At 46.8% G+C, this 15917-nt stretch carries 13 protein-coding genes; 7 read left to right on the plus strand and 6 right to left on the minus strand.

Features of this window, described 5'->3' with window-relative positions:
• Nucleotides 1–105: 105 nt before the first annotated feature.
• From L0660_RS06310 to L0660_RS06325, 4 genes are all read right to left on the minus strand, one after another.
• Nucleotides 106–483: a VOC family protein gene (locus L0660_RS06310; protein ID WP_235158649.1), complete on the minus strand. Its 378-nt coding sequence runs from the start codon at nucleotides 481–483 to the stop codon at nucleotides 106–108.
• Nucleotides 484–505: 22 nt separating this feature from the next.
• The gene (locus L0660_RS06315; RefSeq protein WP_235158651.1) at nucleotides 506–1846 is read right to left on the minus strand and encodes an MFS transporter; all 1341 of its coding nucleotides are present in this window, start codon (nucleotides 1844–1846) and stop codon (nucleotides 506–508) included.
• Nucleotides 1847–1996: 150 nt separating this feature from the next.
• Nucleotides 1997–2623: a hypothetical protein gene (locus L0660_RS06320; protein WP_235158652.1), complete on the minus strand. Its 627-nt coding sequence runs from the start codon at nucleotides 2621–2623 to the stop codon at nucleotides 1997–1999.
• A 150-nt stretch (nucleotides 2624–2773) separates the two neighbouring features.
• Nucleotides 2774–3292 carry a DinB family protein gene (locus L0660_RS06325; protein WP_235158653.1) on the minus strand — a complete coding sequence of 173 codons (519 nt, stop codon included), beginning with the start codon at nucleotides 3290–3292 and terminating at the stop codon, nucleotides 2774–2776.
• 161 nt (nucleotides 3293–3453) lie between these two features.
• Here L0660_RS06325 and L0660_RS06330 point away from each other — a divergent pair, with 161 nt between their 5' ends.
• From L0660_RS06330 to L0660_RS06345, 4 genes are all read left to right on the plus strand, one after another.
• Nucleotides 3454–4068, plus strand: coding sequence for a TetR/AcrR family transcriptional regulator (locus L0660_RS06330; RefSeq protein ID WP_233798357.1), 615 nt, complete (start codon nucleotides 3454–3456; stop codon nucleotides 4066–4068).
• 102 nt (nucleotides 4069–4170) lie between these two features.
• Nucleotides 4171–5478, plus strand: a complete 1308-nt coding sequence (locus L0660_RS06335; protein ID WP_235158655.1) for a TolC family protein — start codon at nucleotides 4171–4173, stop codon at nucleotides 5476–5478.
• Between the two features lie 14 nt (nucleotides 5479–5492).
• Nucleotides 5493–6530, plus strand: a complete 1038-nt coding sequence (locus L0660_RS06340) for an efflux RND transporter periplasmic adaptor subunit (RefSeq protein WP_233798359.1) — start codon at nucleotides 5493–5495, stop codon at nucleotides 6528–6530.
• Between the two features lie 18 nt (nucleotides 6531–6548).
• On the plus strand, nucleotides 6549–9632 hold the full coding sequence (locus L0660_RS06345) for an efflux RND transporter permease subunit (protein ID WP_235158656.1): 3084 nt from the start codon (nucleotides 6549–6551) through the stop codon (nucleotides 9630–9632).
• 405 nt (nucleotides 9633–10037) lie between these two features.
• On the opposite strand, the gene L0660_RS06350 is transcribed toward L0660_RS06345, so the two are convergent.
• Nucleotides 10038–11750, minus strand: coding sequence for a hypothetical protein (locus tag L0660_RS06350; protein WP_235158657.1), 1713 nt, complete (start codon nucleotides 11748–11750; stop codon nucleotides 10038–10040).
• A gap of 393 nt (nucleotides 11751–12143) precedes the next feature.
• Here L0660_RS06350 and L0660_RS06355 point away from each other — a divergent pair, with 393 nt between their 5' ends.
• The 3 genes from L0660_RS06355 (at nucleotide 12144) to L0660_RS06365 (ending at nucleotide 15614) form a co-directional block, all read left to right on the plus strand.
• The gene (locus tag L0660_RS06355; RefSeq protein ID WP_235158658.1) at nucleotides 12144–14381 is read left to right on the plus strand and encodes a bifunctional alpha,alpha-trehalose-phosphate synthase (UDP-forming)/trehalose-phosphatase; all 2238 of its coding nucleotides are present in this window, start codon (nucleotides 12144–12146) and stop codon (nucleotides 14379–14381) included.
• A 7-nt stretch (nucleotides 14382–14388) separates the two neighbouring features.
• Complete coding sequence (locus tag L0660_RS06360) at nucleotides 14389–14973, plus strand: Crp/Fnr family transcriptional regulator (protein WP_235158659.1); 585 nt, start codon at nucleotides 14389–14391, stop codon at nucleotides 14971–14973.
• 68 nt (nucleotides 14974–15041) lie between these two features.
• The gene (locus L0660_RS06365) at nucleotides 15042–15614 is read left to right on the plus strand and encodes a DinB family protein (RefSeq protein ID WP_235158660.1); all 573 of its coding nucleotides are present in this window, start codon (nucleotides 15042–15044) and stop codon (nucleotides 15612–15614) included.
• Here L0660_RS06365 and L0660_RS06370 read toward each other — a convergent pair.
• Nucleotides 15611–15862 (minus strand): hypothetical protein, encoded by a 252-nt coding sequence (locus L0660_RS06370; RefSeq protein ID WP_026632066.1) that lies wholly within the window; start codon nucleotides 15860–15862, stop codon nucleotides 15611–15613. The two genes, L0660_RS06365 and L0660_RS06370, sit on opposite strands and share 4 nt — an antisense overlap.
• Between the last annotated feature and the right edge of the window lie 55 nt (nucleotides 15863–15917).

Here is a 15917-nt window from a genome sequence, read left to right on the forward strand (position 1 = left end):
ATTTCGGGCTAACCCGAAAACGCTTCAAGATAACACTTTTAAATCATGCATAAATTACCTGATTTCTTTCCCGCTCAGACTGGCAGCTAGCACGGGTTTCGAACCTTACCCTTGCAAAACCGACAGGATATTTCCTGCAGGATCCTTGAACCAGGCTACGGAAGGTTTTCCTCGGCTAATGTTGTTTTCGTCCGTTTTTAGCCCCGGAAAATCGTAGCTTTCAAATGTTACACCCAGTGCTTTCAGGTCTTTTACAGCTGTGTCAATGTCGTCGACCGGGAAATTAAGAACCGTGAATGTGGCAGGCGTATGATTTGGTTTTTCATACAGGATCACGTCGCTGCTCCCCGCAATGTGCAGTTGCAGCAAGCCCATTTCTTCCACTTCGGAGAGGTCAATACTGAGGACATTTCCATAAAAAGCCTTTGCTTTTTGCAGATCGTCCACTGAAAATCCACTGAATGCTTTTGTTTCTCTAAACATGATTTTCAAATTTTATTGATGACTAGATTTCTCCCTCTGCTTGAATTGCGTCGGCTTCTGTAAATGCAGGTTCCGGTTTCTTATAGATCTGAGATAACTGATGATACGCCTTCGATCGCATTGCAATTAATGTTACAATAAGTCCCAGAATGCCGGTTACAGTAAATAAAAGTGCCAGCCCACGTGCAGTGCCTGTCCCGAACCACGAGCCGATAAGGTCCACACCGGCGCCGGTTGTCATGAATGGTATGAAGACAAATTTGGCGATAGGTCCTATCATAAAGGCAGTGATAGGCGATGCTGCTTGCTCAATGCTTTGTGCAAAACCAAAAACGCGTCCCTGTCTCTCATGCGGAATTACTTTTTGCAGGATCGTTTGTTCCGTTGCTTCCACGACGGGGATCAGGCAGAGATAAATGAACATGCCAATGCCCAGCAATATGATGGATGCCTGAATTGTGAAGAATATACAGATCGTCCACATGATAATGTTGGCAACAAACAATGTACGCAACGGCTTCTTTCCCAGGCCTTTTTTGGCAACAACAAGCCCGCCGACAATAAATCCAAGGCTTAACACACCCCACAATATTCCCCAGACCTGAACCGAAACCAGCGAAAGGCCGTAAGCGTCCATGAGCGACATGAACACACCGCCGAGAAAATTATTGAATGTATTGAAGAAAATCAGGCCGAAGAGGCCCGGTACGAGTCCCACAACGGCGATAGTGCCTTTGATATCAATGCTTTCCAGGTGCGAACCCGTCTGAACTATCTCCTTTTCAGGAATATGGATTGTGAATAAATGCAGCAGCACTGCGATGGTTAACCCAACGGCCAGTGCCAGCATCCAAGTCATGCCCAGAAACCCGATTACAAGACCACTGAAAATAGATGCTACTAAAAAGGAAACACCATTAACGGTCCCAACCAGACCATTTGCCTTGTCACGTTCGTCTTCCTCGATCAGAATGGTAACAACGGTCGAAATGGCGATGGCCCGGATATTGCCGACCAATGCGCCCAGTAGGCAAAGGACAATCAAAACCCACAGTCCGATGCTGCCTGGATTCTTGAAATCGGCTTCGGGTGTTAACACATAGGTAAGCAACGCCAGAATATATAGGATCAATGTTGCAATGCCGGAAATGGTCATCGAGGTTTTTTTCTTATAACGGTCCACAATGGAGCCCAGGAAAAAGCCGGATAGTGCAACGGTTGCGAAGTAAATCCCGGCCATGACCGAGGTGGCAATGACGGATTTGGTTTCCAGATATACCCAAAAAGTAACCGCGAACCAGACGAACGTGTTCGTCAGGGTCGCGGCCAGGGAATTAGCTAAAATGGAATAAAACGTTTTCATGGCTAATAGTAAGTAGATGTGTCGTGCTGAAATGGATTCAATTCCGACATTACAAAATTACTACATCAAGCCATCATGCAGAGAGGTGTTATAAGACAATTTCAGGGTGGAATTGTGCCATTCTCCGCATGCCGTTTGTGGTAACTTTCATCAGGGAACGCTGCGAACGGGCACCGTCTGCTGCACAGGCTGCGTTTTCTGTACAGGTTGGGTTTGCTGCACCGGCTGCGACTGCCGGGCGGGCTGCGTTTGCTGAACATTCTGTCTGGTTGCCGGAACGGTCGTTGTTCTGTTGGTCGTCGTTGTGGTTGTTGATGTCGCGGGTTGCATTACACCGGGCGTTGTTTGTGTGGTTGTGGTGCCATTCTGTGTCTGCACATTTGTCTGGGTCTGCGCGTTAGATCCTGTTTGTGGTGTTCCCGTTGTAGTTTCCTCGACCTCAGTTACCTGCTCAACAGGCTGTGTCGTTGCAGGCATGTATCTTTCAGGCATTGTGGCCGGATCCTGCGATGTATTTACCTTAGGAACCTGTCCTTGCTGCACCACAGGGACCGGATCTGAAACGACGCTTGGATCCGCAGCTTGCGTCGCCCCCTGAATTTGTCCAGTCGGTTTTGGCTGATATTCGCTGTATGGCCTGGCGGGCTGTCCCGGGCCTGAGCTTGGAATTTTGCCGGTAGGAGCGGGCCGGGACCCGATTTTTTGTGCGTGTGATTCAACAAAAAATGCTTCTGCTAAAACCATTGCAGAAAATAATGTTACGGTCAGAATCTTCATATAGTGTTGGATAGATTGAATGATAAATGTAATCCTATTCACAATCTTACCAAAACCATTCCAACGAAAACAGCACTGCGCTATCAAAACGCAGGCTGTTCCGGTTCAATTCATGGCTAATAGATGCTGATGATGTGGCTGAATGTTGTTCTACCGATCCCAGAAAGCAGGCGGCTCAACACCCAATGCACGCAGATACACATATCCCTGTCCCCGGTGATGGATCTCGTTATCGATCAGATAAATGATTGTGTTCAGGATTGTGTTCTCATACATTCCGAACGCAGCTTCACTTTCCTCAAATCGCTCAGGACGGATCTGCGGCCAGAGCGTGTTAATGTATTCAGTTACCAGGTCCCAAAGGTTCAGCACTTCCTGTTTTGTCGGCGGTGGAGGCGTTGAGTGATCCAGAACGGGATCACCGAAAGTCCAGTCACCGAATGCAACGCCGCGAATTCCGGGTGCTGCCAGGCCGATCATTTCCATTGTCAGCAAAGAGAATGGACGCATGCCGCCGATAGAGAAATTGTAAAACGCATCCTCAGGAAATGCTTCGATTACCCTGCGCGTCAGCGCGCGGTGTCCCTGCCAGTGATTGAGCAGTGCTTCGGTTGTGAGTAGTGCTGGTGAAACAGCGGTTTCATTAGTGAAGGTGTTGTTGGTTTCCATTGTCAAAGGTTTTTAGTGATTTTTTGTTTGAACAATACAAAGGAAACATGGCCTTATGACAGCAGTATGTCAGCAGGTTTTTGAGTGTGAAAAATATTTTTTTTGGCTAAAATGATTTTACTAAACACTGTTTATTATATTTACGACGAAAACACTGAAACATGGCGATCAAAGAGAGAAAAGAGCGGGAGAGGCAGGATATGCGCAACCTGATCATTGATTCCGCCACGCAGCTGTTTTTAAAGCAGGGTTATGACAAAACCTCCATCCGGACCATTGCGGAGGACATTGAATACAGCCCGGCAACCATTTATTTGTATTTCAAAGACAAGGATGAAATTTTTTACGTCATCCACGAAAATGCTTTCGCATTACTGGACAAGCAGTTCCGCAAGCACGATGGAATCGAAAACCCTTTTGACCGATTGATCGCTGTTTGCAAGACTTATGTCAAGTTCGCAATGGACAACCCCGACTACTACGATCTGATGTTTATCATGCGCGCACCGCTCTCGCAGATCAAATCTGAGGAAAAATGGGATGCCGGTGAATGTGCATTTGAATATGTCGTGGATACGATCGCCGCCTGCCTGGAAGCGAATCTTATCAAACCGATGGACAAATACGTCCTTGCGATATCCGTGTGGTCCTTTGGGCACGGATTGGTCTCCCTGTATGTGCGTGAAAGATTGTCCATTATGGATATGCCTAACGATGTAATGCTTCACATGATGGAAAGCTCCGTCAACTTTTTTTTAGAAAACCTGAGAGTGTAAAAAAATTTAGCCATGAGTAAACAGTGTTCACTAAATAAACGTCATTTACATCCCAGTAAGTGGCCTGTTCGTCTACGTCAAAAACTGCTCCTCTTCGCAGTAATGACTTTTATTTCCCAAACGCTTTTTGCGCAAAACCGCGTGCTGGATGCTTACATAAGTCAGGGATTGAAGAACAACCAGGGATTGAAACAACAGGATTTTTTGCTGCAAAAGAGCCTGTATGCATTAAAAGAAGCCAAAAGCTATTTCCTGCCGGAAGTCAATTTCAACACATCCTATCTGGATTCACGCGGAGGAAGGAAGATCAGCATTCCGATCGGTGATCTGCTGAATCCGGTTTACACATCATTAAACCAGCTTACGAGCTCGTCCGCATTTCCGCAGGTCGAGAATGTAAACCAGACATTTAATCCCAACAATTACTATGACGCCAAATTCCGCACCTCGCTGCCGCTCTACAATCCGGAAATAGGGGTTAATACCAAGATTCGGAAGGAACAAATCCAGTTCCAACAGGCTGATTATGACGTCTATAAGCGCGAATTGGTCAAGGAAATCAAGCTTGGTTACTATGCTTACCTGCAATCCGAAGAAGCGATCCGCATCCTGGAAAGCGCCGTAACCCTGGCCCGGGAAAACCTGCGCTTCAATCGCGTGCTAGTGAGTAATGATAAGGCAATAAGGACAGTTGTGAGCCGCTCGGAGAATGAACTGATCGGGTTGGAAGCAAAATTGGAAGAAGCCAGGTATCAATCCAAAAGCGCAGCGGCTTATTTCAACTTCCTGCTGAACACGCCGCTGGACTCTAAAATAGAAACTGGCGACAACATCCAGACCGAGCTGGCGGCGGGACCAGGCACATTGGCCAAACGCGAGGAATTGTTGAAACTGGAATCGCTGGGCAGGATCAACACGCTTTCCGCCCAGCTGGAAAAAGCGACTGCCCTGCCAAGGTTAGCAACGTTTATAGACCTGGGTTCGCAAGGTGATTTCCTCAATTTTAACAATGATACGCGTTATTATCTGTTCGGGCTTACGCTCGACTGGCGCGTGTTTGCGGGTAATCGCACGCAATACCGAACCAAGCAGGCACTACTGGATGGTAAAGTGGCGGGCGAGCGCATCAGTCAGGCGGAGCAGCAGCTGGAACTGGAAGCGCAGACGGCTGCTAACAAACTGAATGCAGCCATCAAAATATACCAGGCATCCAAAAGCCAAACGGCACTTTCCCAGCAATATTACCAGGATCAGCAGAAGCTTTACCGCGAAGGCCAATTGCTTTACATTGAGCTACTTGATGCGCAAAACAGGCTCATCAGTGACCAGTTGCAGCAAAGTATTTCCTATATGATCATGCAGACACGTTCCGCAGAGTTGGAGCGTGCGCAAGCCAGTTATTCATTCTAAACTTTAAATATGCCATGAAAAATACGATCAAGACGGGCATGATGATGCTCATCCTTTCGGCCACTCTGCTTGCGTGCAAGGAAGAAAAGAAAGTGGAAGAAACGGACCCGACTATTCCCGTAAAAATCATCAGTTCGGCAGCATTAACCCAGTCGCAACCCGTGCAGACTTCTGGGTTGCTTGGGACTGAAAATGAGGCAAACCTGTCCTTTAAAGTGGGCGGAATTATTAATACTATCCTGGTAAAAGAAGGCGACAAAGTGCGTAAAGGACAGCTTTTGGCAACACTTAATGCCACAGAATTTGCAGCGCAAATGGCACAGGCAGAGGAGAATTTTATGAAAGCCAAGCGTGACGCCCAACGCACCCAGAACCTGTTTCGCGACAGCGTAAATACAAAAGAACAGCTGGAAAACAGCCTTACCACCTTGCATGTGGCCGAAAAGCAACTGGACATTGTCCGCTTCAACCTCTCGCAGGCTAAAATTTACGCGACAACGGACGGCGTGGTGATTCAAAAGTTGAAGAATCCCGGCGAGCAAGTGGCGGGCGGTTCGCCGGTGTTGTATATCAGCAGCACAAATAACAAGGATTGGGTGATCAAGTGCGGCTTAACGGATAAGGATTGGACGCGCTTGAAAGGCGGCGAAAAAGCAGAAATCGTCTTTGACGCTTATCCGCAAACTTTTTCAGGAAGCATTGCAACACTCTCACAAGGCAGCGATGCGGGTTCAGGTTTATATCAGGCCGAAATCCGACTGGATAAGCAGCCCGCCAAGCTCGCAAACGGTCTTTTTGCTAAGGTTAGCATTTATCCGAAACAAAAGACAGAGATGATATCCGTCCCGGTGGATGCCTTGATAGAGGGCGACAGCGACAGCGCTTTTGTGTTTGTGGCAGCGAATGGGAAAGCATTGAAAAAGCAGGTTAAAGTAGCGTTTCTGGAAGGGGAGAAGGCATTTATTCTTTCAGGGATTGATGCCGGTGCGCAGATCATCCGGGAAGGTTCAGCTTATCTGGCAGATGGCTCGGCAATCAAAATAGTTCAGTAACATTCAAACCCCTACGTCATGAAATTACCTGAATTTGCCGTTAAGAATTACCAGTTTACATTGGTGATTTTCCTGGCCGTGCTGGCGCTGGGCGTTTATTCGCTCTTTACGATGCCGCGCAGCGAAGATCCCGACATTCATCCGCCTCAGTTCACCGTCGTCATTGTTTACCCCGGTGCAAGTCCAAAGGATATGGAGCAGCTGGTGGTGGACCCGATGGAAAAAAAGATCAACGAGCTGGACGATATGAAGCACGTGATTACGGACATCAACGACGGGCTGGCCGTGATGCAGGTGCAGTACAAATACAGTTCCGATCCTGATGACAAATACCAGGAGTTGGTTCGCGAGATCAATAGTCTGCGAAACAGCTTGCCTGCGGACATTAACGACATTCGGATCAATAAGCAGATCCCGTCGGACGTGAGCATTTACCAATATGCATTGATCAGCGAAAATGCTTCCTATGCGCAGCTGAAAAAGTATTCCAAAGAATTTAAGGAGCGACTTGAAAAGGTCAAATCGCTGAAAAAGGTCGAGTATGCCGGCTTTCCGGAACGCCAGGTGAAGGTTAGCCTCAATTTGGAAAAAATCGCCCAGCAAAAGCTTACGCAGAACCAGATCATCAGTGCCTTACAGAGCGAGAATGTGAACATTCCGGGGGGCAGCATTAGTATGGCGACCAAAAAGCTGAACATTAAGACCAGCGGAAATTACCGGACGCTGGATGAGGTCGCAAACACAGTTGTATCTACGTCCGGCGGGAAGATCGTTTACCTGAAAGACGTTGCGGATGTGAAGCTGGGCTATGAAGACGAAACGCACATTACACGCTTGAACGGTTTCCGGTGCAGCTTCGTGAATGTAAGCCAGAAAGAAGGTGAGAACATTATAGCAGTCCAGGACCAGGTTGCACCCATTGTTGCAAACTTTGAAAAGGAGCTCCCGTCGAACATTGATCTGGTTAGAGTTTTTGATCAGGCCAAAAGCGTTGACATTCGTTTATCTCATTTCGCAAGGGATTTTAGCATTGCCATCCTGCTTGTGTTGCTGACTTTGCTGCCGCTGGGCTCTCGGGCGTCGGTGGTGGTGATGATTTCCATTCCGCTTTCACTCAGTATCGGGCTTACAATGATGAACTTGCTGGGCTACAATATCAATCAGCTGAGCATTGTAGGGATGATTGTGGCCTTAGGGATCCTGGTGGACGACAGCATAGTGGTGGTCGAGAACATTGAGCGTTATTTGCGGATGGGTTATGGCCGCGTCGAGGCCGCCGTGAAAGCGTCCTCGCAGATCGGTATGGCGGTTGTGGGTTGTACGATTTTATTGATTTTTGCCTTCTTACCACTTGTTTTCCTGCCGGAAGGCGCGGGCGATTTTATCAGAAGTCTGCCGCTTTCTGTAATTACCACGGTTTTCGCATCCATGCTGGTGTCGCTTACGATCGTTCCGTTTTTGTCCAGCATTATATTAAAAAAGCATGCGAGCGCGGAAGGTAACTTTTTGCTGCGTGGCATGAAGAAAGGCATTCACAAAACTTACGGAAGTCTTTTGGATAAAGCATTGAAATGGCCTGCCGTTACATTGGTGCTGGCCGGGTTGATCTTCGCAGGTTCCCTCGCGCTCGTCCCGCTGATCGGGAATAGTTTGTTTCCAAAATCAGAAAAACCAATGTTCCTCATCGACATTGAAACACCGCAGGGCACCAATTTGAAAAAGACGAACCAGGTGACACGCTATGTCGAAGGGATTTTAAAACAGGAACCCCTGATCACTTCGTTTGCGACCAATGTGGGAAAAGGAAATCCAAGAGTCTATTACAATGTTATCCAGCGAAATGAAAGTGAGAATTTTGCCGAGATTTTTGTGCAGGTGGAAGGACTCGAAACGGAGGAAAAAGTGGAGGTTATCGAGCGGTTAAGAAAAAAGCTGGAACGTTACCCGGGTGCGGAAATCAAGGTGAAGGATTTTGAGCAAGGCCCGCTGATCGAGGCGCCGCTTGCTTACCGCATTTATGGCGAAAATCTTGACGATCTGCGTAAAACCGCATTCCGCGTGGCCGATATGCTGAGCAAGGTGGAAGGGACGATCTATGTCAACAATTCCCTGCAAGTACAGCCCACAGACCTGAAAGTGAATATTAATAAGGAGAAAGCAGGAACGCTGGGCATTTCATCGGCCGACATTGACCGTACCGTGCGGCTCGGCACGGCGGGACTAAATGTAGCCACGTATCGCGAGGATGTTGGAAAAGCAGATAATTATAATGTGAATGTCTCTGTTTCCCGGAATGCGACCATCCAGGATTACAGTGTTTTTGACAAATTATATGTGACGTCCGCATCCGGCGCGAACATTCCCTTAAAGAATGTGGCCAACATTGAATTCGAAAGCTCACCGAACCAGATCCGGCATTATGATAAGGACCGCTATGTGACGGTTTCGTCCTTTGTGAAGCCGGGTTACAATGTGCAGCGCATCAACGAGGACATTACAGCCAAGCTCGGGCAGTTCAAGTTTGCAGATGGCCAGACCTTTACTGTGGCAGGTGAAAAAGAAAGCCAGCAAGAAAGCTTCGGCGGTTTAGGCTTGATCATTCTGGTTACCATATTCGGTTTTTTGGGTGTATTAATTTTGGAATTCAAGACATTCAAGAGCATTCTGATCGTGCTTTCCGTGATCCCTTTGGGCATAGTAGGCGGCCTGACAATGCTTTTCCTGACCGGTGAGACGCTTTCGTTCACGGCAACGATCGGTTTTATAGCATTAGTAGGCATTGAGGTGAAAAACTCACTGCTGGTTGTGGACTTTACCAACCAGCTACGTGCACAGGGAATGGGGATTGAAGAAGCCATCATTGAAGCCGGGGAAATCCGGTTTGTGCCGATCCTGCTTACTTCGATGACCGCGATTGGTGGTTTGCTGCCGCTTGTGTTCGAATACAGCGCGCTTTATTCGCCCCTGGCGCTGGTGTTAATCGGCGGATTGATCAGCTCTACATTGCTTTCGCGGCTTGTTACGCCGGTGATGTACAAACTTCTTCCGCCGTCGATCGAGCATGTGGCTAAGGAAGAAGCGATGCTGGAACCTCAGTTTTAAAATTGTCGGCCCAGGTTATTGGTAGAATCAAAAAAACGGCACCAGCAAGAGTAACGCGGTTCTATTGCTGGTGCCGGTAATAACATATGATGAGGAGGGATTAGCGTGCACTAAGTTGGTCAGACATTTCCTGGTGCATCCGAGTCTTCTTTTGTGCGTTCCCCACTTGTCCGCTGTGCCATCGGCAGACCGAGAGAATTAATAAGAGAATAAGCAGGAAGGATTGCAGAAAGAAATACTTGTACTTGACCAGTCGCATGGATTTCACTGAGAAGATGTCTAACACTTCAAATGTAGGAATAACCCCCTTGCAGACCTGAAAATGGAGCATTCCAAAAACATTCCAATTTCAAATGCACTGATAGCTTGCGGGTTATCTTTTCGATTCAGTTTTCACTTACTCCCTCAGATTGTAGTAACCACATCCCTCAAATCCGATTCTTCCGGCAGGTTCAGTTTTTTGCGGATCCTGTGGCGGATTACACGCACACTTTGCACGGAAATTCCGAGCGTGCTGGCCATTTCTTTATAGGTAAGGTTCAGTTTGGCAAGCGCCATGAACCGGGTTTCGGCAGGCGTTAGACCGGGAAGCTTTTCCCTTAACCGCGAGAGGTAACCTACGTGTATTTTTTCAAACAGACTTCTGAAATACTCCCATTGTTCGTCGGTAAGGATCGTAATGTTCTGCAATTCCTGAACGGTTTCCTCGCTCTCGTTCATGCCGTACCGCGCGCTGAGCTCTTCCACGAGCTGGGTTTTTTCCGAAATGCTTCGCGTAAACTCTTCCAGCTGTATGGAAGCAAAGTTTAGTTCCTGTTCCGCTTTGGCGAGCTGATCGTTGATAGCACGCTGTTTTTCACGGTTTTTGTAATAATGCGTTTTATAAAAATACAATGCGACCACAACCAGCAGCAGCACCAGAATGAGCAGGATATTCCGCTCCAATGTTTTGATCTGCTTTTCAGTGGCGATTCGCTCCATAGCGGACCGGTGTGCCTGTATCTGTGCCTTTTCTCCGGCCCGGAGCATCTGGATCGAATTGAAATCCTGTTCAAAAATGTTCCTGATGCGCGCCGCAGAGTCGAGATAAACATTGGTTAAGGCGAAGCGGCCCCTTGCGGCGTGGACTTTGCCGTAAACCTGGTAAAGCAGTTCGAGCGGCTTGTCATTCCCGCAACGTGCCACAGCTTCCCGCGCCAGGTGCATCTCTTTTTCAGCCTTCGCAATATTGTTCTGCCGAAAGTGAATGTCGGCAAGCATTGCGCGTGATCTGGCAACCTGACTGTAATCCGAAATAAGCACAGCCTGATCGACATTTGCTTCCAAAAGTGGGATCGCTTCAACGTATTTTCCACGCAGATAAGCCGTATGGCCCAGGTCTCCAAGCGCGATGCCTTTCCAGACATTGTAGTCGTCAATGCCCACATTTTGCAGGATCCGTTTGAAATAATAATCAGCAGATTCCATAAATCCGGTTTTAATGTAGCTCAGGCCGATGGTGTTCAATGCGGTGTTATGCACGCCACGATGTTCCTGAATAACATTGGCAGTCAACGCTTCCCGTGAGAAACTGATGGCATTTTTGTAATCACCGAAATAATAGTAAGCTTCGCCGATCTGGGTAAGGAAGTATGCTTTTTCTGGAAATTGCTTATCTGAGATCTTTGTCAGCAGCGGGTGTATGGTCAAATATTCCTCAAATGCGCGCTCATAATTTTTTGTATCATACCAATACAAATGCGCCAGGAACCTTCTCGCCCGGAGATGGATCTGCATGTTCCCGGCATCGTAAGATTTTGCTATTAAGGCTTTAAGATCCAGGATATGCTGCTTGGAAGCTTTCTTATCAACTTCCCGATTCAGCATGATCTTCATAAATTCTGCTTCCAGGACCAAATCGTCATCGTTGTTCTTCGCAGCGACTTGTTTGAGCGTTTCCAGTGATTTGTAACCGGCTGCGCTATCACCATTATTGATATGAAGGTCAATAAATCTCCGGAGCGCCGTATAGCGCTCGATGGGGGGCTTATTTACAATGTTATCGAATTGAGCATCAGCAACAAATGCTGAAAATAGAAGGCATAATAAAATGAAACATTTACTAAAAATGCGTTTCATTAATGTTCGGGAGGGTTAGGTTTGGGTTGTTGAGCTTGTTTGCCACCGAAGGCAAATGTGTTTAAAAAATGGCGGCCATTTATGACCGCCCGCAACCCACAACAAAAGAGTGGCACAGTATTAATCTGCGGTTACACAATTGTAGTCCTTGACTAATCTTAGGTTTTGAAAACCTGTATTTGTGTTCAGCCATCACTTTAATTTATGGAAAACAGCAAAATTAATTGCTTGCAACTCAACTGTAAACAGATGGTGCCACGATAAATCGGTTCCGATAAAATGATGAAAGAGGTTGCAGGTGCTAAGCTAATACAAATCCCGACCACATCAAATTTTTCATTTCAGGTGCTAAAATGAGACTTGGCATAAGTTTTATAATTTTATTAGAGTTCTATGGAAAATTTAAAACAACAGAAAAACGAAGGAAGATTAATCATTGTAGCCTATCGATTGCCATTTAAAATCATTAAGGAAAACGATCAGGTGCAATTATTCCAAAATTCAGGAGGCCTTGTATCGGCTGTACTCTCCCTGGTTAAAGATAAAAACGGGCTTGTATTCAACGAGGGTGAAAAGATTCAGTGGGTCGGTTTCTCGGAGAATACCAGGGAAGAATTGGAAGGCCAATCGCTCACTAATGATGACTTTCAGGCGCACCCGGTTTTTATTCCGGATGATGTGAATGAAAATTACTACGAAGGTTTCTGCAACAATCTGATCTGGCCGCTTTGCCATTATTTTCCTTCCCTCGCGCGGTTCAATGATGAATATTTTGAGGCTTATCAAATCGCTAATAAGCTGTTTTTTGATAAAATTCAGGAAATCATACAACCGGGTGACGTGGTTTGGGTGCAGGATTATCAGCTGATGCTGCTGCCCGAAATGATCCGCAGTAAATTTCCTGATAATAAGATAGGATTCTTTTTCCATATTCCTTTCCCGTCGTTCGAACTGTTCCGCTTGCTGCCCGTTACCTGGCGTAAGGCCATTGTGAATGGAATTTTGGGAGCGGACGTGGTTGGTTTTCATACAAATGACTATGTTGAATATTTCCTGAAAGCAGCGCGGCTTGTGTCGGGCTATGGAAATAAGCTGCATTACATAAACATGAGCAACCGGATCGTGAAAGTGGATTCATTCCCCATCAGCGTAGATTTTGATAAATTCAATGATGCGTACGACGAACCTATGGTTGCAGAGGCGCGCAACGAAGTAAGGCAATCTCTGAATCAGAAGATCATATTTTCGGTGGACAGGCTGGATTATTCCAAAGGCATAATCCACCGGCTGCGCGGTTTTCAGCGTTTTTTGGAAAGATATCCGCAGTGGCACGAAAAAGTTTCGTTCGTTATGGTCGTGGTTCCTTCCAGGGACACCATCGAGCAGTATCAACAGATGAAATCAGAGATCGACCAGACGGTGGGCCGTATTAATGCGGATTATGGAAACATTTACTGGCAGCCGATCATATATCAGTATCGCTCAATGCCTTACCATGAACTGGTAGGCATGTACACGGCAAGCGATGTTGCATTGATCACACCTGTCCGCGATGGTATGAACCTTGTTTGCAAGGAATATGTGGCAAGCCGCAAGGACCGGAAAGGTGTGCTGATCCTGAGTGAAATGGCCGGCGCGGCTGCGGAACTCGGAGAGGCGTTAATTATTAATCCACTTGATGTCCAGGACATTGCGGACGCCATTAAAATAGCTTTTGAAATGCCCGAAGAGGAGCAGACAAAGCGGATGGATGCCATGCGTGAGCGTATCAAAGCGTACGACGTATTCGCCTGGACAGAAGACTTTTTTACCCAAATGACCATGTTAGAACAAGAACACGAGCGCCTGAGACAGGTTTTTCTTACCAATAAAGGCATCGACGCCATTCGTCATGCCTACACATCTGCGACCAATCGTATCCTTTTCTTTGACTACGACGGCACCTTGGCACCAATCGTGCCGGATCCTTCCAAGGCCATTGTATCGGAGGATGTTAAGAAACTGATCCTGGAAATTGCGAAAAGGGATACGGTCATTATCATCAGCGGACGTGATCGTCATTTTCTGGATAATCTCTTTAAAGACCTTCCTGTTCATATCATTGCCGAACATGGGGCGCTAATACGCACCAAGGGAAGCGACCAGTGGGATTTGAACGAGAGCTATGAAGAAAACTGGAAGGAGAGCATCCGTCCGATCATGGATATTTATGCCAAACGGTGCCCGGGTGCATTTGTTGAGGAAAAAGAAACTTCGCTAGCATGGCACTACCGGACAGCCGATGATAAGGAATATGCACAGAGACGTGCGCAGGAGCTGCTCTGGCAACTCAAAAATTACATTCAACCGGAGCTGAATTTGCAGGTTATCGATGGTAGCAAAGTTGTCGAAGTTAAAAAGACCGCATTTAACAAAGGAACCGCAGCCCGGAGCTTTGTTGAAAATGGGAACTATGACTTTGTACTGGCCATCGGGGATGACACTACGGACGAGGATATGTTCGAAGCGCTTCCCGAAACTGCTTTCACGATCAAGATCGGCGACGATTTGTCCGCAGCCAGAAACCACATTAAAAGCCAGGAAGAAGTTTTCCATTTTCTTAACTTTATGGTTTCATCCATCGCGGAATAAAAAAGACATGCAAGAAGAGCTTCGGCTGCTGCGAAAACTTATAGAATCAGTCAGGCCGCTGAATGACGAAGACTGGGATGCATTTTCGGGAATATGGAAACCGTATACAGCCGGTCGTAAGGAAGTCGTTACGACGGCTGGCCAAACCGAAAATTATTTGTATTTCGTCGTCAAAGGCATTCAGCGGGTTTATTATCTGGACGATCAGCACCGCGAGGCAACACTGGCTTTCATGTACCCGCCTTCGTTTGGTGGCGTTGTGGATTCATTGCTCCTGGGCCAGCCTTCGCGGTATTATTACGAAACACTTACCCCATCAGAATTTCTGCGAGCTCCCGTCAACGACTTGCAAGCAATGATGGCTAAGCACCCGGCAATTGCCGATATGGTCCGGCTTGGCGTAACCCAAACGCTTTCCGGCATCCTGGAAAGACTGGTGGAAGTGCAGTGCTTTTCTTCGGAAGATAAATTCCGGAACTTGCTTCGCCGCAGCCCGCACATATTACAGCTCGTGCCACACAAGTATCTGGCCAATTACCTGGGCATAGACGCAACGAATTTTAGTAAGTTGATAAATAAGGTCAGGATTTGAAATGTTGGTTTTTACCAAAAAATTATCCCGCCGCGGTTCTCATTTTTGCATTATAAAACAATAGCAAAATGAAACCTGTAAACAAAGCAGAACTGCTCCGAAACCTGGAAGATAGGGTAGAGGAGCACATTTCCGAAGCCATTGCCCTCTTTCAGAACCTAAGCAATGCCGATCTGAACAAGCCGTCCCCAACTGGTGGCTGGAGCATAGCACAATGTCTGGACCATCTCAATAGTTATGGAGACTTTTATTTACCACACATTGAAAAAAATTTACTGCACGCAGCAGATGGAAATACTTCGGAGTTCAAAAGCTCCTGGTTTGGCGCATATTTTACCAACATGATGGATCCGGAAACTGGTAAAAAGAAATATAAGGCAATGACAGGTCATATTCCTGCCTCGGATCTGAACGGCCCGAAAGTTGTGGGGGAATTTTTGAGGCAACAGGAAGCATTAATGGACTATATCAGGAAAGCCCGTAATAAGGATCTTGGTGAAATTAACATTCCCATATCCATCTCCAAGCTGATCAGGCTTCGGCTTGGAGATGTGTTTCAGTTTCTGATTGCCCACAATGAGCGGCATATGCAACAGGCAAAACGGAATTTGATGGGCGCAAAAGCGGCAAAAATTGGCTAGGTAAGCGACAGTCCCTTCGGTTCGCTCAGATTTTCCAGCTTTACAAAATGACAAACGTATCCCGCTGAACGTAAGACCGCCTGGATCTTTGAAAAATCAGATAACTCTGAGGTTAGGGTCAATAACAAATCCTGAAAATCGTAAGCCCAGTGCTTCACATTCAGTTGTTTAAGGCAGTCGTGCAATCGCTGGAAGGACTTGTTGTTCTTTATTTTGGTTCGAAATGATATTTTATATGTATTACGCATGTTAGTCGAAATTTATGAAGGGATAGTCCGGAATGAAGCCTGGTCAAGCATTGGA

This window comes from Dyadobacter sp. CY351 (assembly GCF_021502625.1).
GTDB classification, from domain to species: Bacteria; Bacteroidota; Bacteroidia; order Cytophagales; family Spirosomataceae; genus Dyadobacter; species Dyadobacter chenhuakuii.